This window comes from Lutibacter sp., from assembly GCF_013041805.1.
Classification (GTDB): domain Bacteria; phylum Bacteroidota; class Bacteroidia; order Flavobacteriales; family Flavobacteriaceae; genus Lutibacter.
In genome coordinates this window covers 1-26,630 of sequence record NZ_JABDRI010000003.1, presented here as the reverse complement: position 1 = coordinate 26,630, position 26,630 = coordinate 1, and the positions used below count along the sequence as shown (strand labels likewise).

The following is a 26,630-nucleotide window of genomic DNA, read 5'->3' as shown; positions in this document are numbered from 1 at the left end:
GCGTTATTTGCATTCGTTAAACGAACTTTAAAATCTAAAGTATCATTTTTCATGGCTTGCATAAAAAAACTAATAGAATCCAAAGTACTCGAATTTGAAGGTTTTAATTCTTCTTTTGGAGTGCAAGAAACCAAAAGAAATAAACTAAAAACAAGAAAAAAGAGGAATGAGAATTTTAACTTTTTCATTCCTCTAAAATAATATAAAACTGTTAATTGATAAAAGAATTATTATTTAAAAAAATAAAACTTAACATGCTTATTAATAGTGCTATTAATTTTAGCATAAAAAAGAATAAAAATTTAAACTATTTCTGTTTATCAAAATATCGATATTAAAATAAAACTTTTAAAAGATTTATTGCTAAATTGCATCCAATAATTAATTATAAACCAAAGCTAAAAACTGCATACGTTTTTGCATACGATTTAAAAAATAAATAGCTCGGGAGCCCTTATAAATAGGGAAATTTGAAAATTATTCTTAAAATTCATAACCCGGAGGTCTGCAGTTCAATTCTGCATCACGCTACAAAAAAAGCCGCACATTGTGCGGCTTTTATATTTTTCTTATTGTTTATTTTAATTCTCTATTTAATGGAATTTTTCAGTTTCCTCTTAGTGTTTTGTTTTCAATTAGAGCAAAGCAGGTTATCTTTTGTTTATCAGTATAATTGAGATTTCTAAATTTACTAAAATTTAGATAATTTTACTTTAATTCTATTTTTTGTGATTGACTAGGGGCAATTTCAAATATAGTTCCTTCGAAATTTAATTTCACTACTTCACTTTGAATGTTTCGTATAATTACTTGATCATTTTCAATTATTAGAAATACATCAGATGGCGATTCAAATTCTATATGTTTTTCTTTCAAATTAATGTTAGTCACATCAAATGCCACCTTTATATTTTCCTTTTCAAATAAATAACCAACTACATTTAATTCTGAAGTACTTTTAATCAAACTCCAATCCATAATTGAATTAACTTCTTCATCTTCATTAATTCTCTTTTCAAAATTACTGAAAGGAGCTAAAACTGTGATAAAACTGAAATTATTTACTTCATTTTTTGATAAAATTGACCATTGCTTTCCACGCGCACCATTAATTTTTACATCGTCAATAGAATTTAATTGATAGATATCCAATCCAGACCCATTATCAAATGAAGATCTTATTAAATTTGAACCATTTTCAGTAGTATAATGACCCTGCCAAACTTGTTTATATTCATGCTGTTCATTCGAAGAGAAATTATCCTTAACAATCCAAAATTTATTTTCAATACTAATGACTTGCCTTGAATAATCCACTCCAGCTTCCTCAAAACCATCATGACTCCCAACAAACACTTTTATGTCATCATTTGTAAACCAAGAAACTACTTCAGGGTTTGGTAGTTTCTTAAATTTCCCAAAACCACTTCCACCTTTATTTGATGTGTACTGCTTTCCTTGTAACTCATCATCAACTAATGCTACATTTTTAGTCATTGAATTCTTAAACAATTCTAAATCTTTTAAATAATACCGAACTTGATAATTTGGAAGAATTACTTTTCCGTTCACCATTGCTTGAATACCTAACATATCTCCGTGTTGATGATCAGGTTTTAAATCATCTAATCCAGCAGAAATAATCATCATATTATCTGAAGTATTCCAACCATCTCTCATAATATAATAACCTGTAGTAGGAAATTGAATCGACTTGTATTCTGGCTTTTTGGTTTGAATATTTTTAAGCATTTCCAATTGTGAATCACTCACATACCAGAACATTTTAGCTTCTACTTGATTATTTGCAAAATATCCCATTTCAGCTTCTTCAAATAGTAAATAACCTAAAGTTAAAGCATTTGAAATATCATTCTTCTCTCCCCAAGGCTTTGCTGTGTCATCTGAAAGAACTGGAGCCGATTTATCAGGGTAAGCAATTTTAATTAAAGTTGTAAATAACGATTTTAATTTATCTTCCCAATATGTACTAACCTCTAAATTGCTGTTTTTAGCTAATTGATATACGTAATAAAAATTTCCAATATCACTAATGTGATAATGCACAGTACGTTCAAATTGAAATCCATCATCATTAATTTCTTTGGTTAGATGTTCTTCTAACAATTTCATAGCATGGTTATACCAAATATCTGCACCTTCAAAATCTCTTAATAAAATAGACACCATTGCCAAAGCAGACAGCCCTCTAGTTTGATGATTGCCAGAATGAAACTCTTGATTACGTTCATACAAATGTGCTCCGTGTTGTAAAAGGGTTGCTATAGTTCTTAACTGATCTTCATCAGAATAGCTTTCTTCCCCTAAAAACATATTATGAATTTGTAACCAGTTCAAGATTCTGTACCCTGATCTAAATGCTTCATAAACACCATTGCCATCTTCAATTTTTTCGAACTCACCAGAATCCAATGCGCTGTTTAATGATTTCTGCTGCTCTTTAAAATAGCTTAAGTACTTTAGGTTTTTATCTTGATAATTATAGTAAAAAGCAATATCTACCATTTTATGCTGGCGAGCCAAATGACGCAATGCATAAGCATTTACCGGCTCTCCAAATAAATAATTGAAAGGTAATTTCCATTGTGTATCACCTGAATATTTAGCCATATGGTCTAATGCCCTTTCAGAATGCCCATCTTCTGAGGAAGGATAAATTTCCCTATAAGCTTCAAATCGTTTATCAAAATTTTTCCAATCGTAAAAATAACGTTCCGCAAATTTTTCTCTAAAATATAGTGCTAAATCTGATGTTGAAACGACTCCTCTCTTACTTAATATTGCTTCAGTTTCTGAATTTAAATAATTTGATAGATTATTAACATCAAGCACTTTATTTGAAGGTATACTTTGGGCAAAAATAGGACTTGATATTACTAAACTTACCAATACCAATATTATTCTAATCACTTTCATAATAAATGCTTTAGTACATTAATTTCATCTTCAAATTCTCTTCAACTCTAATCTCTCCTGAGTTGGAAATTTGATTATTTGAATACGTATTGTTTTTTGCTCCCCAAAGCAGTGCAACTAGTTTCACTGCATTATTTTTAAAAGTATTGTTAGCAATATCTACATTAACAATTCCTCGCGTATTTATTAAAATTCCATTTTTCTCTTTAGTTCCACAATTTGTGAATGTGCTATTTGTAAGAAATAAGTTCCCTCCTATTGTAGACTCATCATAACCTCCGCGATAATAATCTATTACGTTGCTTTTAACATTAGAGAACTGACAATTGTTTACTGTAAGGTATTCAGTATTATAATCTCCTTTGTCGTTAGTTTCTTCTGATAGTTCTAAACCATTTTCACAATTTAAAATGTTTGTATTTTCAAATGTAATTCGCTCAGCAAAAGCTTCCTTGTATACTTTCAATACATAATTAAAATTACTAATGTCACAATTTGACACTGTTAATCCAAAATGAGTAAACATATTTTCTTTTAAACTTGCAAATGCATATTGCGTTTGTGTTCCTTTAAGTGATACATTATTTAAAATAAGATGACCTTTCGGATTCAATTCAAAAAGAGGTGTATTTTCACTTCCAGAGAAAACTAGCTCAGCTTTTTCATCTTGAGATTGAATTGTTATTGATTTATTTATTACTAGTGATTTATCAATATTATATGTATTAGAACTCAACATAATAACATCTCCACTTTCAGCTTCATTAATCTTTACTTGGAGATTTCCTTCTTCGTTAGTTGCAACAAGTATATTTGGTTCTCTAGCCTCAACTTCATTTGAATACCACGATGTTCCGTATTTTAATTTATCCAAAATCATAGGATCTTTTGCATTCAAACTAGCTACTGCTCCTATTGAATTATTGTTTGCTCTTGAATTTCCAAAAAGATCTTTTGAAATAGATTCAAATTCAAATCCTTGATAAGGCTCAACATCAAAATTAACTGATGGCAATACTATATTTTCATTAATTTCTTTTACATCAAAACTCTTAGATTCTAATCCATCATAAGCTTTAAATACTACGTTTTGATTATTAATAACATTACTTTTAAAAGTTACACCATCAGCTTTATCGTGTTCAATAATTGGTGAAGTGTCACCTTTTTCATTATAAATAACATTGTTTGCAACTAATGTTCTTAAGGGTCTAGCTGAACGAATTTCTGAAGCAGGTAATACATCTTTTTGATTTATGTTCGTTCCAACACCAAATTGCCAAGGTGAATCACAATTAATATACGTATTATATGCAATCACAACATCTGTTACTTGATTGTATCTGTTCAAAGGTGATTTTGGAATTCCGTTCATAACAGCTAATGGACTTCTAAAGTTTTTACCTTTTATATTGAAAAAATAATTATTAGTAACCCAATGTCCTGTATTAATAATTCTTATTCCTCCTATATTTTCATTTAAACCATCTCCTATAAAGTAGTTACCATCAATTGTAACATAGTTACCATGACGAGTAACTAAAGAACCCTCACTTTTGTAAAATACGTTATTTCTAATTTCGTTGAAATTGGTTTTGCTTGAAATAATTTCGACCTCCCCATTACATTCTTCAAATAAATTATTTGCAACCATTGTATAGCTTGGGGACATTGAAGAAAAGCTATCTCCTATTTGAATAGTCTCTCCACTTGGACCTCCTTTTGGCGGTCTTGGTCCAAAATGGTTATTAATAATTTGATGATAGTTATTTATGTGCTCGTTTCCTTTTAAGTCAACTCTAATAGTCGGCCCACGATTTGTTTTTCCAGCTATATAACAATTACTTAATGTATTATGTCTTCCCCAAAATTGCACCCAACGATCAGAATCATCTCGTTTCATCTTGTTAAAATCTTCAATTACACAATTAGTAACTGTACAATTATTTCCTATTTGGCTCTTATCAACTCTAAATTCAACCACTGCATCAGAAGGCGAATGACCTTTTCTAAAATGCAGCCCTTCAACCACTAAATAATTTCCTGCAAACTTTAAATCAGAAATACCCTCAATAAAAACTTCTCCTTCGCTTTCTGCCTTAATTGTAATAGGTTTGTCTTTGGTTCCCTCTCCTATAAATTCTATTTGAATATCTTTCCATATACCATTTGCTAAAACAATGTTATCTCCTGGTTTTGAATTTTCTATGGCTTGATTTAACTCTTCTTTATTTGAAACTTTTATATTTTTATTTAAATTTTCTTGACAAGAAAATAATATAAAAAATACGAATAGAAAATAGGTGTATTTTAACATGGTAAAATGATGTGTTTTTATAAATTATTTTTTTACTTCTTCTATAATTGCTAAAGTATCTTTTACTTTAGCTTCAATGGCATCATAATCAAACTCTCCTGACGCTTTCTTTGCCATTAACTTTGACCCCATTCCAACACAAGTAACTCCTGCATTGAACCAAGCTTCTAAATTTTCTTTAGTTGGAGAAACTCCTCCGGTAGGCATTATATTTGTCCAAGGTTGCGGTGCTTTTACACCTTTTACAAATTGAGGACCGTAAATATCTCCTGGAAATAATTTCACAATTTCGCACCCTAATTCTTCCGCTCTGGTAATTTCAGTTAATGTTCCACAACCAGGTGACCAAAGTACTTTTCTCCTATTACAAGCAATTGCAATATCTTCTCTTAGAACAGGAGTTACAATAAAGTTTGCTCCAAGAGCCATAAAACGAGATGCAGATGCAGCATCTGTAACAGAACCAACCCCCATTACCATTCCAGGTAAATTTGCTATTGCATATTTAGTTAATTCACCAAAAACTTCATGCGCAAAATCTCCTCTTGCCGTAAATTCCATCAATCTAGCACCACCATCATAGCAGGCTTTTAATACTTTTTTGCTCACTTCTATGTCAGGATGATAGAACAAGGGTACCATACCTGTTTCTGCCATTATTGAAGCTACTTCTATTCTTGTAAATTGTGCCATAATATTTTTTAATTCCAGTTTAATATTTTTTTGAAATCATATGATGAAGGATCTTCAACATATTTTTTTGCTTCTTCGTAATCTTTTTCTCTGATATAAATTAAATTTTTAATAAAAAGTTGTGCCATATCAGATTCAATATCCACCAATCTTGGAGGTACTTTCCCATTTTCATCTTCAAAATCTTTCAAGTATAAAGGCGTAATATCTCCATTTGAATTTGCACTTACAATACAACCAGTAATTCCTTTGTCAAATAATTTTTTTACGCCAATTCCTAATAAGGTACATAACGTTAAATCAAATGCTATAGGATTACAACATCGTAATTCATATCCAATCTCAACGGGTCTAGACTTAATTTCTAAGCCTATTTTCTTTAACTTAACTTGAAGTAAATAATTAAATATATGAGATTTACTAACATTTCCTAATTCAGGATGACCGTGATCGTCATAAGTAAAATTGATTCCAGAATTTTTTATTTCTTCTTCATCCATAAAATGAAAAACTCCTTCACTTACCATGGCAACGCCATACTCAATACCTTGTATCTTACTTTTAATAATTGATGAAATAATCATATTTGTCAATTTTTCAAAAGTAATACTCGTTTTATTGAACATTTCAGGAATAATCATCATTGGAAAATGACAAGCAGAAGCAATACCAAAGGCTAAATGCCCTGCTGACCGCCCCATTGCAGAAACAACAAACCAGTTTTCACTAGTTCTTGCATCTTCATATACTGTATTTCCAATACGAACACCTTCATTTTTTGCCGTGTGAAATCCAAAAGTTGGATTGCGGTCTGGTAAAGGCAAATCATTATCGATGGTTTTTGGCACATGAATATGAGCTACATCTAAAGCTTGTTTTGTTAAGTATTTTGTTAATCTACTTGCCGTCGATGCAGTATCATCACCTCCTATAGTCACTAATAATTTAACATTATTCTTCTCAAAAAAATCAGCACTAAAATCAGAGTCTTTTGGCTTAAACCTACTCATTATTAAAGTTGAACCACCTCTACTAAAAATTCTATCTGCACTTTTAAAATCAAAAATTTTAATAGCTGGATTCTTAGAAAATAAGCCTTTGTATCCATGATGAATACCTAAAACGTCGTATCCATCTTTTAAAAACGTTTTAGCCAACGTGCTAATAACGGTATTAATACCAGGAGCTGGTCCTCCGCCACATATAATAGCAATAGATTTTTTCATAATTGAAGAATCCTAAAGAAAAAATAGTTCTCTTTATATTGTTTTATTTATCTAGCTACTCTACCGGAAGCATCACCTCCCATAAGCTTTTCTACTTCTCCTACAGTTACTAAATTAGCATCACCTTTAATAGTGTGTTTTAAACAAGATGCTGCCACTGCAAAGTCTAATGCATTCTGATCATCTTCTGGATATTTTAGTAATCCATAAATCAATCCACCCATAAATGAATCTCCTCCTCCAACTCTATCCACAATATCTGTTATTTGGTACTGACGAGTTTCATACATTTTTGTTCCATCATATAAAACACCTGCCCAAGTATTGTGTGAAGCAGAAATTGAACCACGTAATGTTGTAATTACTTTTTTAGCTCTTGGAAATTTTTTCATCATTTGTTCACAAACAGATAAAAAAGCTTCTGCTTTAACATCATGACCTTGAGTTTGAACGCTAATACCCTCAGGTTTAATTCCAAAATGCATTTCAGCGTCTTCTTCATTTCCTAAAATAATATCGCAGTATGATGTTAACTCTGACATGATAGTCTCTCTATGATCACTACTACAAAAATTCCATAGTTTAGCACGATAGTTTAAATCTGTAGAAATTGTAATTCCTTTAACACTTGCCGCTTTAACAGCTTCCAGGCAAACATCAGCAGATCCTTGAGAAATAGCTGGTGTAATTCCAGTCCAATGAAACCACTCAACACCATCAAAAATCTCATCCCAATTTATCATTCCAGATTGAATTTCGGACATAGCAGAATGCGCTCTATCATAAACTACTTTACTTCCTCTACTCACTGCGCCAGTTTCTAAAAAGTAAATACCCAGACGGTCTCCACCCCAAACAATTTTATCTACACCAACCCCTCTTTTGCGCATTTCCATCATAGCACATTCTCCAATATCATTTTTTGGTAAACGCGTTACAAAATCAACTGGAACTCCGTAATTAGCTAATGACACAGCCACATTCGACTCTCCTCCACCATAAACAACATCAAAATTATTAGCTTGTGAAAACCTTAAAAATCCCTGTGGAGCCAATCGCAACATGATTTCTCCAAATGTTACTACTTTTTTCATTTATTCTATTTTCCTATTCTAATTAAACTGCTTTAAAATACTGAAATCACATCATTTTCATTTCATATTTGAAAGATGAAAATTCATCTCTTAAAGCAGCTTTATTAATTATAAAATTCCTTTAGTTTTATATTCCTAAAGCTTGTCCTCCTCCTATCTGGATGGTTTCTGCTGTAATAAATGCCGAGTCTTTACTCGCTAAGAATGATACAACACCAGCAACATCTTCAGGTTGCCCTAATCTTCCTAACATAATATTATTTGCCCAAGATGCAAATACTTCTGGTTTAGTTGATTTAATTTGTTTGTGAAAGTCGGTGTCAATTGTACCCGGAGATACAGCATTTACTCTAATTCCGTACTCAGCTAAATCTTTAGCTAAAGCTCTAGTAATTGCATGAACTCCAGCTTTAGAAGTTCCATAAATACCAGCTCCTGGTCCACCTGCATTCCAACCAGCGTTAGACGTATAGTTGATAATTGATGCGTAATCACTTTTCTTTAAAAATGGGATAGCTGCTCTTGATGCAAAAAATGTTGAATCAAGGTTTAATGCCATTACAAAACGGTAAAATTCAGTAGTCATTTCTTCAAAACGAGATCTTCCACCTAACCCACCTGCATTGTTTACAAGTACATCAATTTTACCATATTTTTTACCAATTTTATTAATGTTTGACGTAACAGCCTCTTCCTTTGTTACATCAAAGCCATAATATTCAGCAGTTATTCCTTCGGCTGTAAGTTCAGCAACTCTCTTAGCTCCAGCTTCATCTTCAATGCCATTCAAAACGACAATATATCCATCTTTTCCTAATCTTTTTGCTACTTCAAAACCTATTCCACCGGTTGCTCCGGTAATTACAGCTATTTTTTTGTTTAAATTACTCATGATATTAATTTTTATTATTCTTATAATTCTTTTTTGATTTAATTTAATCTTTTGATTTTAAAGCTTCCACTTTAGGGATAAGAATCCAAACACTTGCTAATACTATAATTGCAAGTGCTGCACCAATTATAAAAGCAGGTGAATAATTACCTCCGGTAGTTAACATTGGAACTAGAGCTACTAAACCTGCTCCAGTTAATTTAGCCGCTGTTCCTGCAAAACCAGAAAGTGTACCAACTGTTTTCTTTCCAAATAAATCACTTGGAAGCGTTTGTACATTTCCTATTGCTGTTTGGAATCCAAAAAGGACTGCTGCCATTATTAAAACAGCTGCCACTGGTGAACCTGGATTTGATAATGCCAATAAAGCAGGAAGCATAATAATACATCCAAGAGTTATTACCATCTTACGAGTCTTATTTACACTCCAACCATTTTTTAATCTATTTTGAGCCAATAAACCACCAAACCAAGCTCCTAGCATTGCACCTACATAAGGAACCCATCCATAAATACCTATAGCTTTTACATCCATATTATATACTTCTGAAAGGTATAAAGGAATCCAAAATACAAATAGCCACCATATTGGATCTATAGCAGCAGATGCAATAATAACTCCCCAACTTTGTTTACGGGATAATAATTCTCCAACAGGGGGGTTATATTCATTTAAATCCTTTTTATCAATATCCTTATCTTCTTTTTGGCCACATAAAATATAATTTTTTTCATCTTCAGTAAGCCATGGATGACTTTTTGGTGGAGCTTTTACTATAACTAACCACGGGACTAACCAGAAAAAACCTATAAGTCCAATAATCACAAAAATCATTTGCCAACTAAAATGAATTGTCAAATAAGCAATTGTTGGTATGGCTATAATTCCACCTATAGCAGCACCGGAATTAAACAATCCTTGAGCAAAAGCTCTTTCACTTGCCGGAAACCATTCTGCATTTCCTTTGGCTGCTCCAGGCCAGTTACCAGCTTCAGAAATTCCTAATATTGATCTAAAAAAAGCAAAACTTAAAACCCCTCTTGCTAAAGCGTGAAGTGCTGTAGATAATGACCAAAAACCAATAGATAAAACAAAACCAATTCTTGTACCTACCTTATCAAATATTTTCCCAAAAATAGATTGTCCAAATGCATATGAAAACATAAAAACTACTGAAATAAGAGCATAAATTTCTTTTCTCTCCGTCATTGTTTTATCTGGATACAAATCTTCTGATATACTCGGCCATAATACTACTAAAGCTTGTCTATCAATATAGTTAATTACAGTCGCTAATGCTATCAAGGCAATTACCCACCATCTTAATCCTTTTATTTTCATGTTGTTTTATTTAGATTAAATCAATTCTAAACTATTTTAGAATTAAAATTTGTTTCTAAAACTATTAAAAAATACTAAGGAAACTTTATTCTTAAAATTTAGAAATGCGCCTTATCGGTATACTAATAGTTTTACTTCCCTCCTTATATGTAATTTTAAAGATAAAACTGTGCATTTTTATCTTTAAATATTTATTAGTCTATATTATAACAATAACTGTAAAGTTCTTTAAAATGAACTTTCATCATGTTTTTTGCTAATGCTTCATCTTGATCAACAATTGCATCAAAAACATTTTTATGCTCTAAAATTCCCATTTGAGCCTTACTCTCATCACAAACATGATATCTATTGAAATTTGTAATAATTCCAGGTGTGATAATCAACATCAGTTTATTTAAAGTACTATTACCACTCGCTCTTGCTATTGCCAAATGAAATAATAAATCTTCTTGAACTGCATCTTCACCTTTTAAAACTTTCTCTTCATATGCGTCTAAGGCACTTTTCATTTTAATCAAATCATTTTCAGTTCTTCTTGTTGCTGCTAAACTTACCGATTTTAGTTCTAATAAAATACGTGTTTCTACCAAAGCTTTAAAATTAGGATCTCCCAATCTTAAAATATCATCAATCATTCCGTTCATAGCAACTACTCCAATATCAGCCATAAAAGTCCCACTTTGTGGAATTGATTTTAACAAACCGTAGAATTCCAATTTCTGTATTGATTCTCTAATATTACTGCGACTTACTCCAAATTTTTCTGACAACATTCTTTCAGAAGGTAATTTATCACCTGGTTCTAAATTCTTTAAGTTAATAAGATCACGAATTTGTGAAATTATTGAGTTTTGAATTTCTACGTTTTCATTTGTTGCAATTATATCTATATTCATTTTAATTGGGTTATCAAAATTTAAGTATAAACTTAATAAATTATTCATAAAAAGCATTGCAATAGATATCGTAATAATACCTAAAAAATGCTGGCTAGTACCAGTTCTCCATTTAAACTGGTACTAACAGCTTTACATCTAACTTAATTAACTCAAACTTATCATTTTATTTTTTAATGAGTTATTTCCAACTCATAATATTTCACTTTTGAATAGGAATCATTATCTAAAGAAACCAAATAGTTTCCTGCTTTAAAATAGTTTTCAAAAACACCCCATTTTTCAACATGAATATCATCATAAACTACTGATTCATTTTCATTTAATATTACTTCCATTTTTCCTTCGCTTACTTTTACTTCTAAAGCAAACTTGTTAAATCCAACAAATTCATCAAATGTATATCCTTCATCATCCCCCCAAGCATCTGTATATAATATTTCTGTACTTGAAGCATTTAAATCTTTCAATACTTTGGTTTTTACCCTTACATACCCATTAGTCCAATAAATTTTTAACATTGGCGGGGCATTATTATCATCTTCTCCAATTAAATCTCGTTGCTCATCTGTTAACCTTCCGTGAATCTGCATGATAATAGCTCTGTGATAATCACCATCACTATCTTTTGAAATATCATCCATAGAAAGTGTTCCTTTCATAATTCCTCCTTGTGCAAAAGTCCAGTTGGTTTTACCACTATCCTCTGGATTCAATAATTCTCTTAATTCTGTTCTAGAATAAGATGAATTAGCTGTTGATGCTCCTGGATATGTATAAAACACTAAAGCTCCATTTATTGAATCATTATACATAAAAGGTTTTAATGTTTCATTTTTAGCATAATCCAATATTTCAGGTGGCAACACTTCTGTTGGGTTTCCAATTGGAAGCGTTACCTTCCAATGGTTTAAATCTATATTTGGAAGAACATATTGATTTTCTAAAACTATTTCTTCGTCATCTTCCTCTAGAATTTCTTCTTCAACTTCTAAAATAGGATTCGTTTCATTTTTAGAACAACCACTAATACTAATTAACATCAGCATTAATAAAATTTTGAGACTATTATTATATGAACAAACTTTCATCAATATTCGATTAATGTGAAACACTTAATTCATAATACCTAACTTTTGAAAAAGAACCTTCATCTCTACTTTGAAAATAATTTCCAGCTTTAAAATAGTTTTCAAAAACACCCCATTTACTTATATGAATGTTTTCATAAACTTTGTATTCATTTTTATTTAGAACTACTACTAACTTTCCATCTGAAACCTTGACTTCTAAAATAAATTTTCTGAATCCCACTTCTTGTTCAAAATTAAACCCTTCATCATCATCCCACGCATCCTCATGAAGTATTTCAGGTACAGTTGCATTGATATTTTTTAGTTCTTTCGTTTTTACGCGAATTTTACCTTTATCCCAATAAATTTTTAATATTGGTGGTGCATTATTATCATCTTCCCCAATTAAATCACGTTGATCATTTGTTAATCTTCCGTGAATTTGCATAATAATAGTTCTATGATATTTACCGTTAGAATCCTTGCTTGAAGAATCCATTGCTAGCTTCCCTATCATATAAGCACCTTGCTTAAATGTCCAATTCACATTATTTTCTCCTGGCACCATTTGCTCTCTTAATTCTGTTCTTGAATATTTTGTATTCTTTGTTTTAGAATTAGTTGGCATGGCATGAAAAACAATCGCACCTTTAGTAGAATCTATATACATATAAGGTTTCGCTACTTCCATTTTTGCAAAGTTTAATATCTCTGGAGGAGAAATTTCAATTGGTTTCCCTTCCTCATTTGCAACAGGAAGCGTTACTTTCCAATGGCTTAAATCTATATTTGGAAGCTTTGTTTTCTTTTTTTTCTTTTTACGTTTCTTTTCAGTCTTAGTATCCGAATCTGAAACGCTACCCTCCTTGTTTTGGCAAGTAGCGTTCACAGATAGAAATATTGTTAATACAATTACTATTAATATATCTTTTCGGAAGTTTTTCATGATACTTATTATTCTGCTGGATAAATTTTCACATTATCTATAAACGAATCAACATCGTTAAATGTGTAGAAGAAAATAGAAACTTCTCCAACAGCATTAGATCTAAACTGAAGTTTCATTGTTGTACCACCTGAACAAGAATTGTCACTAAATTTACCTTTAGCAACTGTACCAACATGTTTCACCAATGGATTACTTGCTAAAGCAACATCACTATCACTATAATGACCATTTAAAATTAAACCTACAACACTATTGCTCTCTGCACCACCTGTTTTAATAGCATATTCGTACTCGAAAATGTAATCAGTATTAGGGCTTAATATAACAGCTTGATACGCATATCTAGTATTATCAGCTACAGGTGCACCATCTATATCTGCCGCACCTTGGCTAGATGACCATTTTGCTCCTCTTGTTTTTTCTCCATTATCTGTTCCATCATAATTTGTACAAGATCCATCAGAACTACGTCCAAAAGGATCACTCTTACCAGATGCTGGATTCGCAATTTTCCAAGCAGCAGACATTGAAGAATCATTCAAATTAAAATCTCCATGAATAATTTCTGGGTTAATAGGGCCAGCAGGTCCTCCAACAGTAACTTCTTTTGTAATAGAAGTTGGTTTATTTAGAGAGTTTGTGGTTGTTAACGTTACCATATATACCTTTTCTAAACCATCATTAGTATAGCTGTATGTTGGATTTTCTTCAGTAGAGCTACCTACACCATCTCCGAAATCCCAGCTATAACTAGTTGCAAGTTCTGAAGCGTTTGTAAAAGTAACATCATAATCACTAGCTACCTCATCAAAAATAAATTCAGGTACTGAAAGTGGCTCTCTATACAAATAAATATTATCTATATTTAGAGTTGCCTCATCAATTGCCATACCACCTGTTCCTAATTCAAATGTTATGTCGTCAATCTGAATAATTCCTTCAGAAGCAAAATCAATATCTATACCTGTCCAAACATTATTTTCTAAAGTTTGCTCAAAAGTTTTTCCTCCCATTGATATTTTTACTATATCAACACCTATTTCATAAATAGAATGAAGGTCTAAGTGAATATAATCAGCAGAAGCACCTGCTCCGAAAGCATCTGCAATACGAATAGCAGGACTAAAACTGATGGATGCGGTATTCGTGCCGTCAAGTCTCGAGTACTGAATGACATTATTCTTTATATCTCCAACTGACACTTCATTATATTCGGCAGTACTAGCATCAAAATTAGCACCTGAAACTATGTTTGAATACCCATTTAAAGCACCATCAATTTCAATACCATCACTAAAAATAGCATATACATTCTCATCAAGAATAGTTGGCGAATTTGGCGTTGATGATACAGCCGTAACTTCATGCTCAATTGTAATATCTGTTGTTTTTGTAACATTTTCAAGACCTTTGTCTGAAATCGCGGTTACTGATATTGTATATGTAACCTCTTCTTTATCATTAGGATAATCAAAAGATGCTGATCCTTGTACTCCTTCAATAATTACTGGAGCATCTATACCAAAATCTACTGAATATGAAGTGGCTCCAATTGCTAAAGGTTTTACGGTTACATACGTACCGTCTTCCATACCATTTTCATCTGGACCTACGGTTGCTTTAAAGCTTGAAAACGAAATTTCAGTAAGCCCAGTTCCCGTAAGGTTTTCGTTTGGTTGAATAATATCATATTCATCATCACAAGATAGTATGAAGCTTGTGATAAGTAAGACATATATTCCTTTTTTTAATAAATTCATCATTTTTATGTTTTTTATTTTTTAATGTCTCTCAAAATTATTTTGCTGCATAAACTTTAACATTGTCAAGGTATAAATCTACATCAGTCACAGCGTAAAACATGATAGCCATCTCACCACTTCCATTTGCGGTAAACTCCATTTCTACTTTTGTATGTGATGTTTTACCTTTTGCTTCATCTCCAACAAATTCTTTAACAGGAGTACTTGCAACTGCATTAGCACCGTCTGCAAAGTGACCATCTAAAACAACTGAAATAATTCTATTACCTCCTGGAGCTACACCTGCTTGTTCTTCAGGAGTCTTAATTGCATATTCATATTCTAAAACATATTTAACTTCACGGTCTACCAATGTAGGAGATACTATAATTGCTTGATAAGCATATCTGGTATTAGAACTTAAATAAGCTCCAGCAGAAGTTGACTTCGTCCATTTTGCACCTGCTGTTTTAGATCCATTATCTGTACCGTCATAATTTGTAAAAGACCCATCAGAACTCGAGTTAAATGGACTCGTTGTTCCTCCAGTAAAAGTCGAGAATTTCCAATCATTTTGACCGTCACTCATATCTCCATTTAAAATTGTTACTGGAATAGGTACAAATTTATCTACAACCTCCACATCTATGGTTACAGTAGTTGATGCGTTATTTCCATCAATAGCAGTTAATGTTACTGGATAAATACCTTCTCCTGCTTCGAAAGTAAAGCTAGGGTCTTTATCTGTAGACGTATTTCCTTCTCCAAAGTCCCATTCATATCTAATAGATTCAGTTGATAAATTATTGAATTCTATCTTTTTGAAATTCACTGCATTTGGAATGTAAGCAAAATTAGCTGTTGGTAAAACAGTATCCTCTATAGAGCCAGCCTCTGGTAAATCAAACTCGAAAGCTTCTTCACAGCTTACCGAGAACATTAGTACCGATACGCTTAACACCATTATTATGGTATTTTTGAATATATTTAATTGATCTTTCATAATTTTAATAGTTTAAATTGTTATTGAGGGTTTTGAGTTAAAAGACCATCACTTAAATTAATTTCCCTTGCAGGAATTGGCAGTAATAATCTTCTAATATTATAGCTCGTATAACCCATAGTAGCTGCATGTGTACCTAATACTTCGTGCGCAACTCCTAATCTTAGTAAATCAAAGAAACGATGGTTCTCAAAAGCCAATTCTACTCTTCTTTCTAGTAATAAAGCATCCTTAGTTAAAACTGCAGGTCTGTCAGCAGTTGCATCGAAACCAGCTCTCACTCTAACTTCCATAAAAGAATTAATAGCGCTTCCATCTGCAGTATCTCCACCAGCCATAATAGCCTCTGCATGCATTAATAACACATCTGAATATCGTAAAATAATCCAATCGTTACCTGCATTTGCAGGAGCTCCTCCATAAGTAGGAAGATTGCTGTCAGAAATATCAGAACCATCTGGTAAAAACTTAATTACTTCTGCATTTTCTGGTATTGGAAGATCAGCATCATCTCCAAAAGCAGCATAAGATTCGTTTGTTCTATTACCTCCACTTAGAATAAAATCTTCAACAAGATTCGTATTTACAATATTCAATCCATCTTGTCTTCCTTGACGTTTATAAGAGGTAAATTCAGATGAAAAACCTTGACTTTCATCTGGATTTCCAGACAAATATTGAACTGCAAAAATAATTTCGTTATTTAATTCGTTGTAGAATACATCTCTAAAATTAGCTTCTAAAGCAAATCCACCACCATTAATAATATCTTCACATAATTGTTTTGCTCCTGAATAGTTTGGAGTAGGCTGAGTTAAATACACTTTTGCTAAAATCCCTTGAGCTGCGGCTTTAGAAGCTCTAGATTTATGTGAATTATCTAAATAAGTAACACCTTCTTGTAAGTCTAAAACTATTTGTTCATAAACAGTTGCTACTTCGATTCTTGTAAAAAGAGCTTCTTTATCATCAGCACCTACTACTTCAGTTACCAAAGGCACAGCTCCATATAACCTTACTAAATTAAAATATGCATAAGCTCTTAAAAATTTCGCCTCTGCAGCATATTTTTGAATATTTGAAGCATTAGCTTTATCAACATATTGTAATACCGTATTAGCTCTAAAAATAATTTCATACATAGATTGATAATAATCTTCAGATTGAACATTATCAGGCTCAACTATAAATCGGTGAAAATCAGCTCTTGATCCTTCAAGTGTTTTACTTCTAGTATTATCTGATCTGTGCTCAGTTAAAAGATATTCTAATTGAACTCCTCTATTAAATCTAATTGAACTAGATTCTGTGTTTTCATTTACCCCTTGTAAGGCATCATAAATCCCAATAAGCCCAGCTTCAACATCTTTATCAGACTCGAAAAAACTATCTGCAACAATCGCAGAATCTGGTAATGGATTTAAAAATTCATCTGTATCACAAGAAACAAACATTGAAGCCCCTGTAATAGCAAAAATTAAAAATTTTATATATTTCATAATAACTATTTTCTTTGATTAAAAATTAACGTTTAACCCAATTGACATAGTACTAAACAATGGAGTACCTGCTCTTTGAGCACCATAAGATTGCGGAGTATTATTTCCATCAATAAATTCAGGATTAAACCCGTGATAATCATCAGAAGTAATGTATAATAAATTCTGACCTGTAGCATAAACTCTAAGAGATTGCATTCCTAATTTTGCCACAATATCTTCTGGAAAAGTATACCCAATATTCACATTTCTCAATGAGAAATATCCTGCACTCATAACAACATCATTTGTTTGAACTCTAGGCTGAAGAAAAGAAGCATCAGGAATAATTCCAGCATCAACTACAGCTTGTTCATCTGTTGTTGCACCTGTCCAATGTGTATAAAAGTATTGATCACCAATATTTTTCACTTCAGCACCTTGACTTCCCTGAATCATAAAAGAAAAATCAAAATCTCCATACGTAAACTCATTTGACAAACTCCAAATAATTTCTGGATATGGGTCTCCTAAAATGGTTTTATCTCCATCAGTAATTAAACCATCACCATTTAAATCTCTAACAATCACATCTTCAGAAATTCCATTGATAGGAATCCACGGAGAATCCCAATACTCATCAGATAATTCTTTATCTACAACATACCCATAAAAAGATGAGATAGGGTTTCCTACAGAATTTATCCATTGTGAATTTCTACCAAACCCATCTTCTGTTAAGGCTCCATCAGATTCACCGTAATCCAATAATTCATTTTTATTTGTAGATGCTATTAACGTTGTTTTCCAAGAAAAGTCTTCAGAAGAAATATTTCTAGTTCTTAATTCAAATTCCCATCCACTATTTTCTACTTTACCTAAATTTACAATACCATTATTAAACCCAGTAACATAAGACACAGGATTGTTCAATAATAATTGGTCACTTGTTCTAACGTAATAATCTAACGAACCAGAAATTTTACCATTTAAAAATCCAAAATCTACACCTGGGTTAAATTCTTCAGAAGCTTCCCATTGTAATAATAGGTTCGCAATATTTTTAGGAGAAACACCTGCAGTAATACCACCGTCAGTAATAGCATTGGTGTTATCTAGTTGCGCTAAGTATGGCCAAGCATTTACCAAGTCGTCTCCTACATTAAAGTTTTCAGCACCAGTAAGACCATAACTAACTCTAAACTTTAATTTACTTAGCACATCACTTTCGCTTAAGAAATCTTCATTATGAGCATTCCATCCTGCCGAAACAGCAGGGAAGTTACCCCATTTAGAGTCAACTCCAAAAACAGAACTACCATCACGTCTAAACGAAGCATTGAATAAATACTTATTTGCATATGCATAGGTTATTCTACCAAAATATCCAATTTTATTTTTTTCAATATTGAATTCACCTTCTGAAACAATTGTAGTTGCACCTTGTAAATTTTTCAACAAATCGTTAGAATAACCTGTACCTACAATTTGACTGGTTTCATACTTTCTTTTTTGGAAAGTCATCCCAGCTAAAGCACTAATTTCGTGATCGCCAATTTCTGTGTTATAAGATAATGTATTATCAGAAATTAATCTAGAGCTAAATCTATTTTGCAATAAATATTGTGCCCTACTTGCGCCACTGGCATGGTGCAATGTTCCATCCCATCTGGTTCTTTTACGCTGCTCTAAAGTTACCCCTAAAGATGACTTAGCAATAAGCCCATCCATAATTTTATAACTTAAATAAGCAGAACCTAATAATTTAGTGTTAAATTCATAATGCTCTCTCTCAACATACTGTGCATAAGGGTTTGAATCTCCAGATGTACGAGGCCTACTATCACTACCATTATTATCTAAATCTAATTCAACCAAATGATTCTCCATAAAGTAATCTCCCACTCCTACATCTGGATACGCGTCTCTATTTATAAATTGTAAGGTTTCCTCTGTATGATAAATAGGCAACCAAGGAGATTGTCTTAATGGATTATGAATAGATGTAGGTAACGCTCTTCTTTTCGAATATGAAGGTGTAGCACTCAATCCAAATTTCACTTTTTTACCAATTTTACTATCTAATTTCAATTTTGCAGAATATAACTTATAGTCATCTGTAATTACAACACCTTCATCAGAAAGGTATCTTAATGAAGAAGTAAATTTTGTATCTTCAGTTCCTCCACTCGCAGATAAAGAATGACTTGTAATGATACCTCCATCAAAGAAAACATCTTGCCAGTCTCTGTCAATACCAGTTACTTCAACTATTTTTTGCGCATACTGGGTAGTTTCCGAAAGTTGACCTGTAGCTGCTAACTCTTTAGCCGCCCATTCCGATACACTCTTTCTGTAATCATCACTTCCAAAAGCATCTTTATAACCCGTAAAGGTATTGTACGAAAATTTAGTTTCTCCAACTTTTCCAGTTTTTGTAGTAATTAAAATTACACCATTAGACCCTTCACTACCATAAATAGCTGCTGAAGCTGCATCTTTTAAAACCTCAAAAGATTCAACATCATTCATATCTAAATTCCCTAGGAACGCAGCATCAACAATTATTCCATCAACTACTACAGCTGGTCCAGAATCAGCAGTAATAGATCCAAAACCCCTTACTGTAATAGTAGGAGCAGCACCTGCTTCTGCAGAACTTGCCTGAATGTTTACCCCAGAGACTTGACCAATTAAGGCATCATCAACCCTAGCTACAGCGATTTGATCTAAATCTTCGTTGACAACTTTAGAAATTGACCCTGTAATGGTAGATTTTCTTTGAGTACCGTAACCAATAACAACTACTTCATCTAATTGACTAGTATCTTCTACTAATAGAATAGTTAATGTTCTTTGATTTACAATAGGAACAACTTTAGTTTTAAATCCCATAAATGAGACTTCTAAAATATCCCCTTCCTTAACATTTAAATTGAAAATTCCATCAAAATCTGTTGATGTTCCTGTAGAACTTCCTTTAATTACTATACTTACACCAGGAATTGGTGAATTATCTGTTTGAGATAATACTGTCCCAGTAATAGTAAAGCCTTCCTGAGCTATTAAATTAATGTTAACCATCAACATTAGAAATAGCAATAGCCTAATTTTTAAATTCATAATTTATTAATTTATGTTTAAAGTGTTAATTGTATTAATACTTACCGTATTAATGGATTAAGATTTTCATCTTATGTTTAAAACTCACTTTGTAAAACAGTAGCTCTAGTAAAATCAATTGTTTTTAGTATTTTTGCAGAATTCATGTTTTATGTAAAGTGAATCATGTTTGTTTACTTCCCTCCCATAAGAAGTAATTTTTTTAAAAAAGGATAGGTGTGCACCTATCCTTTTTTTTGTTAGCAATCGTTATACTTCATTTATATTTATTTTTTTTAATGATTAATTTTGGTTGACCAAATTGGTAAACCAGTTTGGTCAACCAAATATATGTTAATTAATTCTTAAAAAAAAATATTTTCAGAAATATTTTATATTACCTTATTTATTTGCTATTTTACCTCTAGTTAAATTGATTCTTTATAGAAAAACTATTGATTATTCCTATACTTAGACTAAAAGTTATTCCATAAAATCATCTCAAATTGGTCTAAAACATTTTTATTATGACTCTTTATCTCCAAAATAAGACACCTCATCACCACTTAAGAAATCTTCTCTTACAGGACTAAATGTGTCAATTAGCATCCCTTCTTCCAAACAAATTGCACTATGTAATAAATTAGGTTCAATATACACTCCATCTCCTGCTTCTATAATTTTCTTTACCCCATCAATATCAAATTCAAATTTACCTGAAACACAATAAGTAGCTTGTGTGTGAAAATGTTGATGTGGAGCACCTAATGCCCCATTCTCAAATTTCACTTGTACCATCATGATTTGATTATCATAACCTAAAAACTTTCTTGATACTCCTCCTCCTAACTCTTCCCATTTCATATCTTTTGTGATAATGTACTTTTCACTAAATCGTTTCATAAATTTATAATTTAACTGTTTTTATTATTTTTCTATTAATGTATAAGCGCCTTTCCAAGTAATTTCTTGACTATTAATTGTTGCTTGATGCTCCTTTTCTGGATCATTATTGATATTTGATATCACAAATACTCTAGTTTTGTTGTTGTTAGTTTCAATCTGAATAGCTGTATATGCTTTTGAATCGCTTACAACTGAAATGTTATTTATGTTGCTATAGGCATTTACTGCAAATTCAGATACAGGACTATAGGTACCGTGTGATTCTATAATTGAAGCAAAAACAAAATCTTTTGTGTCCTTTTTTCTAAGTATTAGTGCCGGTTCACTGCGTAAATTGTATGCTGGGTCATTCGCTCCTATTCGTGCTAAGATAATTTCATCGTTTTTTGATGTAACAGAAGAATATGAATAAAATTTATTATTCAACAACCAATTTAGTTTTAAATTTTTGCCATTTGAAACTACTTGAGCCTCTTTAAATAAATGTTGATAACCATTCGATTTACCAAAAATTTGAGGTGTATCTAATTTTGTATAATCAAAACTAGTTTGCATAATTTGCCCTAAATAATAGAAAGGCAAATCGTATTGATTTGTTTTATTAGAAGTCACTTTCATAATATCTAACACATAAGGATTTGGATAATCTTCATCCTTAATTGTTACCATTGTTCTGTGTAATTGCGTTCCTGGATACGCATTTTCTTCTTTTGCGCTTGCTACTTTAAGATTTTTATCATCTACACTAAATAAATATTTTTCAGAATGATGTTTGCTTCCAATTTCATATTTTCCTTGAAAATGAGAATTTTCATTTTGCACAATTGTATTATGTGCAATAGTTTGTTTTGCCCAAGTTTTATTTTCTTTTAAATAATTTCCTCCTCCTTTTTGCTCAATATTTACATAACGCGCTAAACCATAATCTTGCACAACCTCTTCACCATCATCAAATAATGAATATGACAATTTATCAAAATGACCATGACTTAATCCATGAGCTGAATATTTATAAACCAATTCCATTGGACCACTTCTTAAAATGCCAACAGCTCCTTCATCTCCATTTGCGCCATCAGAAAGTTCGATGGATTTTTTATCGAAAGGTTTTGCTTTTCCTTCTTTTATACCAAGAGCAACCGCAAATCCGGCATCATCAAGAGTTACTTTGTGCTGCTTTTCAGCAATACTTAATAACTCTGGATTGTTTCCTCCAAAGTGATAAGCAATATCAACTGAAGACACCAAGGATTTTGAGTAGTATGACATTCCTTTTTGAGCATCATTTAGCGTAAAGAATTCTCCGTCCGCATCAGACAGATTAATTAACGCATCAACTCCTTTTAGTAACACACTATCTTTATATTGAAAAATATTTAAATCTGGTCTATTGTTATGCAATGCTTCGGCAAAAATTAAAAATGGATACATAGCATAACGCTGATAATAAGGACCTTCTGTATAATATCCATCAGGTGAAAATGGCTCATCTAAATTAGCAAAGAAACCTACTTTCTGTCCTTCTGTTTGAATAAAACCGCCATCATTATCTTTCATTCCCTTTTGAAGATTGTCAGTTTTTAAACCATATAAAGCTTTTTGCAATAAAGAGTCATCGTCCATAACTAGAGCAATCATACCAACTGCTACATTACCCCAAGTACTATGGTTATGTACTCTATTAAAAAACTGTGGATTACCTTTAGAAATAAAATCTGCAAATGGTCTAAATAAATCCGATTCTAACACAGTACGCTCTTCTTCTGACAAATAGTTATAAATGCAATCGTAAGCTTGACTTGAATATACTAACCAATTAGAATCGTTTAAACATTGCCAAAACAATTTTCCTCTCGCATACGAGCGTGTTTGTGGATGAACTGGCAATTTAGGATACATTTCAGCATATTCAAACAACATATTTTTAACATACTCAGCATATGTGTCATCATCTAAAATCTGGTATAAAACTCCTGCTTTTTGCATCATCAAGAAATTTTTCTTATGCTGCTCATGAGTATAGCCACCCGATAAATCTTTAGGAATAGGAACTTGAATGCCAGCAATTATTTCAGCATCAATTTCTTCCTTTACTATTGCCAAAGTTTCATCAAACAAAGGAATATTTCCTAAATTTTTTCGAATAGTTTGTACGCCCTTTTGAGTTAGTACAAGTTTTGGATGACTACTATCTGTGCCTTCTTGCGGTTGAATACTAGAATTATTAGTACAAGAAAACAATGTTATTTGTACAAAAATTAGAATTATAATTAGATAGTTATGCTTTGATAATTTACACATATTAAATTGGTTAACCAGTTTGGTTTACCAAATATATGGATATTTGTTTGTTAATCAAAGGTTTTAATAAAAAATAAAATATGTTTAAAATTAACAGCCAAAATAAGTATTGTATTTCATCAGTAAAAAATAAGTTTAAAGCTATAATTTATTTTTTTAATCTGAAAAATCTAACCTATTAATAGAGACAATTAAAAGCCTTCGTAAGACTCATTTTAAAAGGTCTATAATTAATTCTGTATTGCTATTTAAATTGACAGTATAAATAGAATCTTATTAAATTTCATTTTCTCTTATTCATAAATAAGAATTATTAATTAATATTAATTCGTTTCAACTCATAAAGATGCCCATTTTTATATTTCATTACCCATAAAAATGGGACTAATAAAAAAAAGCCACCAATCATAGCTCCAACATCAATTTCCTCATCTTTTGAAAAAGTAGCTTTGTATATTTTGTACCCTTCCTTTTCAATTCTTATTATATTTGTACTTCCTACTATTTTTGAATCTTTGTGTTTATAGGGAGTATTCCCTACCATCTCTCCATTTACATATAATTTTGAGTTAGATGGAATAGAATCAATTATGGTCATGCTAGCACAGCTTTGAAGCATTACTATAATTGATAATAAAATTGACATTGACTTTAATATATGTATTTTCATTTTTACGGTTATTATCTTATATGTTCATGAAAAACGGATTAATTAAGATTCCTTTTTAGTAAATCATAATTAATCCGTAAGAGGTTTTATTCAATGAATCTATTTAAATTCAACAATATCTGCGCTAACATAGCATTTTACAGTATAAACTATTCCTAAGAAATTTGATATTTTAAAATCAACGGCTAAATTTGCTATAGCCTGGTTACTTCTCAAAGGATTATTAGCTAACATTTTTTGCTTAGCCTCGTTTACAATTGCTTCTCTCTTCATTCCACCAAAACCAAGAACATATGTTGCTTGAGATAAGCCCTGAACATTTTTTTCTGCATATGTAAAATTATTTGAACTTAAAGCAGCTGAGTCTGACATTGATCCTGTTAGGCCAGCAGCACAACTGCTTACAAAAAGTGCAATTGATAGAATAAAAACTGATTTTAACATTATTTTTTTCATATAATAATTATATTTTTTCCTACTCGTAAGGCTTTTCAGTAACGCCACGTTTTTTTAAGTGGGATCTGTCCTCCACTCATGTCTTAAAATTAATTTTTAAAACTATGACTCAAATTTAACCTCATTAAAAAACAAAACCTTACGGCTTTCCGTAAGGTTGTGTACTTTTTCTCTTTTCCAATTATTGAATAGCAAATTCCCTAATAATTTAGTCAAATGTAAGTTCTTAAAATAAAAAATACTTACGGGTTTCCGTAAGTATTTCAATAAAATGAATATTTTTTAAATCAGTCCCAAATCTTTTGCTATGGATACCAAATGTGCTGGATTATTAGCGTTAAAATGCTCTTTTAAAAACTTTAATCGTTTTTCGATAGCGCTAACACTTGTTGGCGACCAATTCTTTGTTTTAAGTTCTTCGCTAATTTGCTCTTGTAAGTATCCTTTTGAAAGGCACTCTATTAAAAAAATATCATAGTCTGCTATTTCAATAGCTTCACTTTTAGAAATTGCTTTGGCACAATGTCTAGAAATATAAGTACGCTCAGAATTGTATAGTTGCTGTAAGGATTGTTTTAGTTCTCGAAGTCCTTCTCTACTCTTCCAAACATAGCCATTTATTTTATGCTCATTAAATAACGTTTGAATGGTATAGGTTTTATCTTCAATTGAAAACACCACAATTTTTAAGGTTGGGAATTCTTTACGTACTTCTTTTACGAGTTCAACACCAGAAGTGATTTTTTGCGGAATACCATCTTTGTCAAAAGATAAATCACTTATTAATAAATCATACGGTTCTTTATCTAATAATTTAGCGCACTTTAATTTCAAAAGAGCTTCATCACAATATTGTACATAATCTATTTGCGCTATTCCTAATTTGTTGAGTTCTGACTTTATTCCACTATTAATAAAGTCCATATCTTCAGCTATTAAAACTTTTTGAAACATATCAATTATTTTTTTAAGTCAATGAATGCTTTAAATCCATTATTTAAAGATGTTTCAAAAGTAATAGTTCCGTTGATGGATTTTATACGGGTTTCCACATTGCTTAATCCATTTTTAAATCGGAGATCTTTCATGTCCAATCCAATTCCATTGTCAGAATAATTGATATAAAAGTGGTTTTGATTATGTTTAAAAGTGATGGCTACTAATTTGGCTTCGCTATGTTTTCGCATATTCACCATTAATTCTTGTAGAACTCTATACAACTCTATTTGCTTATCTGGTGATATTTTAGGGAGACCTACTGTGTGAATATCCTTTACAATAATAGTGGTTGTATCAGAATTAAAATTGGTAAGCATTGTTTTTAAGAAATGTTCAAACTTTTCCCCAGTTTCAATTGTATTGTTTTCGTGAGAAATATTACGAGTTAATAAATACACCTTCTCTAAATCATCTAAAAGTTTTCTCTTAGGCTCTTCAGTATATTGCACCTTATTCATAATATTTACCACATTATTGGCAACCTCATCATGAATTTTTTTTGCAATGCGTGTTTCGGTTTTGTATACCTCTTCGCGTTTTTCTTGCTGATG

The 26,630-nt window shown here is 31.5% G+C and carries 21 protein-coding genes; all 21 read right to left on the bottom strand.

The features are described from left to right. On the bottom strand, positions 1 to 188 hold a 188-nt coding region (locus tag HKP59_RS00395), incomplete at its 3' end, for a hypothetical protein (RefSeq protein WP_291802506.1). Positions 189 to 708: 520 nt separating this feature from the next. After that, on the bottom strand, positions 709 to 2,937 hold the full coding sequence (locus tag HKP59_RS00390; RefSeq protein ID WP_291802505.1) for a heparinase II/III family protein: 2,229 nt from the start codon (positions 2,935 to 2,937) through the stop codon (positions 709 to 711). Positions 2,938 to 2,947: 10 nt separating this feature from the next. Next, the gene (locus tag HKP59_RS00385) at positions 2,948 to 5,254 is read right to left on the bottom strand and encodes a chondroitinase-B domain-containing protein (RefSeq protein WP_291802504.1); all 2,307 of its coding nucleotides are present in this window, start codon (positions 5,252 to 5,254) and stop codon (positions 2,948 to 2,950) included. A gap of 24 nt (positions 5,255 to 5,278) precedes the next feature. Beyond that, positions 5,279 to 5,947 carry a bifunctional 4-hydroxy-2-oxoglutarate aldolase/2-dehydro-3-deoxy-phosphogluconate aldolase gene (locus HKP59_RS00380; protein WP_291802503.1) on the bottom strand — a complete coding sequence of 223 codons (669 nt, stop codon included), beginning with the start codon at positions 5,945 to 5,947 and terminating at the stop codon, positions 5,279 to 5,281. Between the two features lie 8 nt (positions 5,948 to 5,955). Next, on the bottom strand, positions 5,956 to 7,173 hold the full coding sequence (locus HKP59_RS00375; RefSeq protein WP_291802502.1) for a 6-phosphofructokinase: 1,218 nt from the start codon (positions 7,171 to 7,173) through the stop codon (positions 5,956 to 5,958). 47 nt (positions 7,174 to 7,220) lie between these two features. Continuing rightward, the gene (locus HKP59_RS00370; RefSeq protein ID WP_291802501.1) at positions 7,221 to 8,267 is read right to left on the bottom strand and encodes a sugar kinase; all 1,047 of its coding nucleotides are present in this window, start codon (positions 8,265 to 8,267) and stop codon (positions 7,221 to 7,223) included. Between the two features lie 127 nt (positions 8,268 to 8,394). Further along, positions 8,395 to 9,159: an SDR family NAD(P)-dependent oxidoreductase gene (locus tag HKP59_RS00365; RefSeq protein WP_291802499.1), complete on the bottom strand. Its 765-nt coding sequence runs from the start codon at positions 9,157 to 9,159 to the stop codon at positions 8,395 to 8,397. Between the two features lie 43 nt (positions 9,160 to 9,202). After that, positions 9,203 to 10,501, bottom strand: a complete 1,299-nt coding sequence (locus HKP59_RS00360) for an MFS transporter (RefSeq protein ID WP_291802497.1) — start codon at positions 10,499 to 10,501, stop codon at positions 9,203 to 9,205. A gap of 194 nt (positions 10,502 to 10,695) precedes the next feature. Beyond that, on the bottom strand, positions 10,696 to 11,400 hold the full coding sequence (locus HKP59_RS00355) for a FadR/GntR family transcriptional regulator (protein WP_291802495.1): 705 nt from the start codon (positions 11,398 to 11,400) through the stop codon (positions 10,696 to 10,698). Positions 11,401 to 11,573: 173 nt separating this feature from the next. Beyond that, complete coding sequence (locus HKP59_RS00350) at positions 11,574 to 12,449, bottom strand: polysaccharide lyase family 7 protein (RefSeq protein WP_291802494.1); 876 nt, start codon at positions 12,447 to 12,449, stop codon at positions 11,574 to 11,576. 52 nt (positions 12,450 to 12,501) lie between these two features. Next, complete coding sequence (locus HKP59_RS00345; RefSeq protein WP_291802492.1) at positions 12,502 to 13,419, bottom strand: polysaccharide lyase family 7 protein; 918 nt, start codon at positions 13,417 to 13,419, stop codon at positions 12,502 to 12,504. A gap of 8 nt (positions 13,420 to 13,427) precedes the next feature. Continuing rightward, positions 13,428 to 15,185 (bottom strand): PKD domain-containing protein, encoded by a 1,758-nt coding sequence (locus HKP59_RS00340; RefSeq protein ID WP_291802491.1) that lies wholly within the window; start codon positions 15,183 to 15,185, stop codon positions 13,428 to 13,430. A 34-nt stretch (positions 15,186 to 15,219) separates the two neighbouring features. Then, positions 15,220 to 16,167, bottom strand: a complete 948-nt coding sequence (locus HKP59_RS00335) for a PKD domain-containing protein (RefSeq protein WP_291802489.1) — start codon at positions 16,165 to 16,167, stop codon at positions 15,220 to 15,222. 20 nt (positions 16,168 to 16,187) lie between these two features. Continuing rightward, a complete protein-coding gene (locus HKP59_RS00330) occupies positions 16,188 to 17,666 on the bottom strand; it encodes a RagB/SusD family nutrient uptake outer membrane protein (protein WP_291802487.1) in 1,479 nt (492 codons plus the stop codon). Between the two features lie 18 nt (positions 17,667 to 17,684). After that, positions 17,685 to 20,768, bottom strand: a complete 3,084-nt coding sequence (locus HKP59_RS00325; protein WP_291802485.1) for a TonB-dependent receptor — start codon at positions 20,766 to 20,768, stop codon at positions 17,685 to 17,687. A gap of 504 nt (positions 20,769 to 21,272) precedes the next feature. Next, positions 21,273 to 21,650: a cupin domain-containing protein gene (locus HKP59_RS00320; RefSeq protein WP_291802484.1), complete on the bottom strand. Its 378-nt coding sequence runs from the start codon at positions 21,648 to 21,650 to the stop codon at positions 21,273 to 21,275. A 24-nt stretch (positions 21,651 to 21,674) separates the two neighbouring features. Continuing rightward, positions 21,675 to 23,954, bottom strand: coding sequence for an alginate lyase family protein (locus HKP59_RS00315; RefSeq protein ID WP_291802483.1), 2,280 nt, complete (start codon positions 23,952 to 23,954; stop codon positions 21,675 to 21,677). A gap of 313 nt (positions 23,955 to 24,267) precedes the next feature. Continuing rightward, on the bottom strand, positions 24,268 to 24,624 hold the full coding sequence (locus HKP59_RS00310; RefSeq protein ID WP_291802481.1) for a PEGA domain-containing protein: 357 nt from the start codon (positions 24,622 to 24,624) through the stop codon (positions 24,268 to 24,270). A gap of 99 nt (positions 24,625 to 24,723) precedes the next feature. Next, complete coding sequence (locus HKP59_RS00305; RefSeq protein ID WP_291802479.1) at positions 24,724 to 25,080, bottom strand: DUF6567 family protein; 357 nt, start codon at positions 25,078 to 25,080, stop codon at positions 24,724 to 24,726. 282 nt (positions 25,081 to 25,362) lie between these two features. Beyond that, complete coding sequence (locus tag HKP59_RS00300) at positions 25,363 to 26,034, bottom strand: response regulator (protein WP_291802478.1); 672 nt, start codon at positions 26,032 to 26,034, stop codon at positions 25,363 to 25,365. A gap of 5 nt (positions 26,035 to 26,039) precedes the next feature. Beyond that, the coding region (locus HKP59_RS00295; RefSeq protein ID WP_291802476.1) for an ATP-binding protein at positions 26,040 to 26,630 on the bottom strand (591 nt) is incomplete at its 5' end.

Coding starts and splice junctions, on each gene's coding strand:
- HKP59_RS00350 (WP_291802494.1), bottom strand. CDS start 12,449: ATGCTGATGTTAATTAGTATTAGTGGTTGTTCTAAAAATGAAACGAAT.
- HKP59_RS00300 (WP_291802478.1), bottom strand. CDS start 26,034: ATGTTTCAAAAAGTTTTAATAGCTGAAGATATGGACTTTATTAATAGT.
- HKP59_RS00330 (WP_291802487.1), bottom strand. CDS start 17,666: ATGAAATATATAAAATTTTTAATTTTTGCTATTACAGGGGCTTCAATG.
- HKP59_RS00310 (WP_291802481.1), bottom strand. CDS start 24,624: ATGAAAATACATATATTAAAGTCAATGTCAATTTTATTATCAATTATA.
- HKP59_RS00370 (WP_291802501.1), bottom strand. CDS start 8,267: ATGAAAAAAGTAGTAACATTTGGAGAAATCATGTTGCGATTGGCTCCA.
- HKP59_RS00325 (WP_291802485.1), bottom strand. CDS start 20,768: ATGAATTTAAAAATTAGGCTATTGCTATTTCTAATGTTGATGGTTAAC.
- HKP59_RS00305 (WP_291802479.1), bottom strand. CDS start 25,080: ATGAAAAAAATAATGTTAAAATCAGTTTTTATTCTATCAATTGCACTT.
- HKP59_RS00390 (WP_291802505.1), bottom strand. CDS start 2,937: ATGAAAGTGATTAGAATAATATTGGTATTGGTAAGTTTAGTAATATCA.
- HKP59_RS00380 (WP_291802503.1), bottom strand. CDS start 5,947: ATGGCACAATTTACAAGAATAGAAGTAGCTTCAATAATGGCAGAAACA.
- HKP59_RS00355 (WP_291802495.1), bottom strand. CDS start 11,400: ATGAATATAGATATAATTGCAACAAATGAAAACGTAGAAATTCAAAAC.
- HKP59_RS00360 (WP_291802497.1), bottom strand. CDS start 10,501: ATGAAAATAAAAGGATTAAGATGGTGGGTAATTGCCTTGATAGCATTA.
- HKP59_RS00345 (WP_291802492.1), bottom strand. CDS start 13,419: ATGAAAAACTTCCGAAAAGATATATTAATAGTAATTGTATTAACAATA.
- HKP59_RS00385 (WP_291802504.1), bottom strand. CDS start 5,254: ATGTTAAAATACACCTATTTTCTATTCGTATTTTTTATATTATTTTCT.
- HKP59_RS00315 (WP_291802483.1), bottom strand. CDS start 23,954: ATGTGTAAATTATCAAAGCATAACTATCTAATTATAATTCTAATTTTT.
- HKP59_RS00340 (WP_291802491.1), bottom strand. CDS start 15,185: ATGATGAATTTATTAAAAAAAGGAATATATGTCTTACTTATCACAAGC.
- HKP59_RS00320 (WP_291802484.1), bottom strand. CDS start 21,650: ATGAAACGATTTAGTGAAAAGTACATTATCACAAAAGATATGAAATGG.
- HKP59_RS00365 (WP_291802499.1), bottom strand. CDS start 9,159: ATGAGTAATTTAAACAAAAAAATAGCTGTAATTACCGGAGCAACCGGT.
- HKP59_RS00375 (WP_291802502.1), bottom strand. CDS start 7,173: ATGAAAAAATCTATTGCTATTATATGTGGCGGAGGACCAGCTCCTGGT.
- HKP59_RS00335 (WP_291802489.1), bottom strand. CDS start 16,167: ATGAAAGATCAATTAAATATATTCAAAAATACCATAATAATGGTGTTA.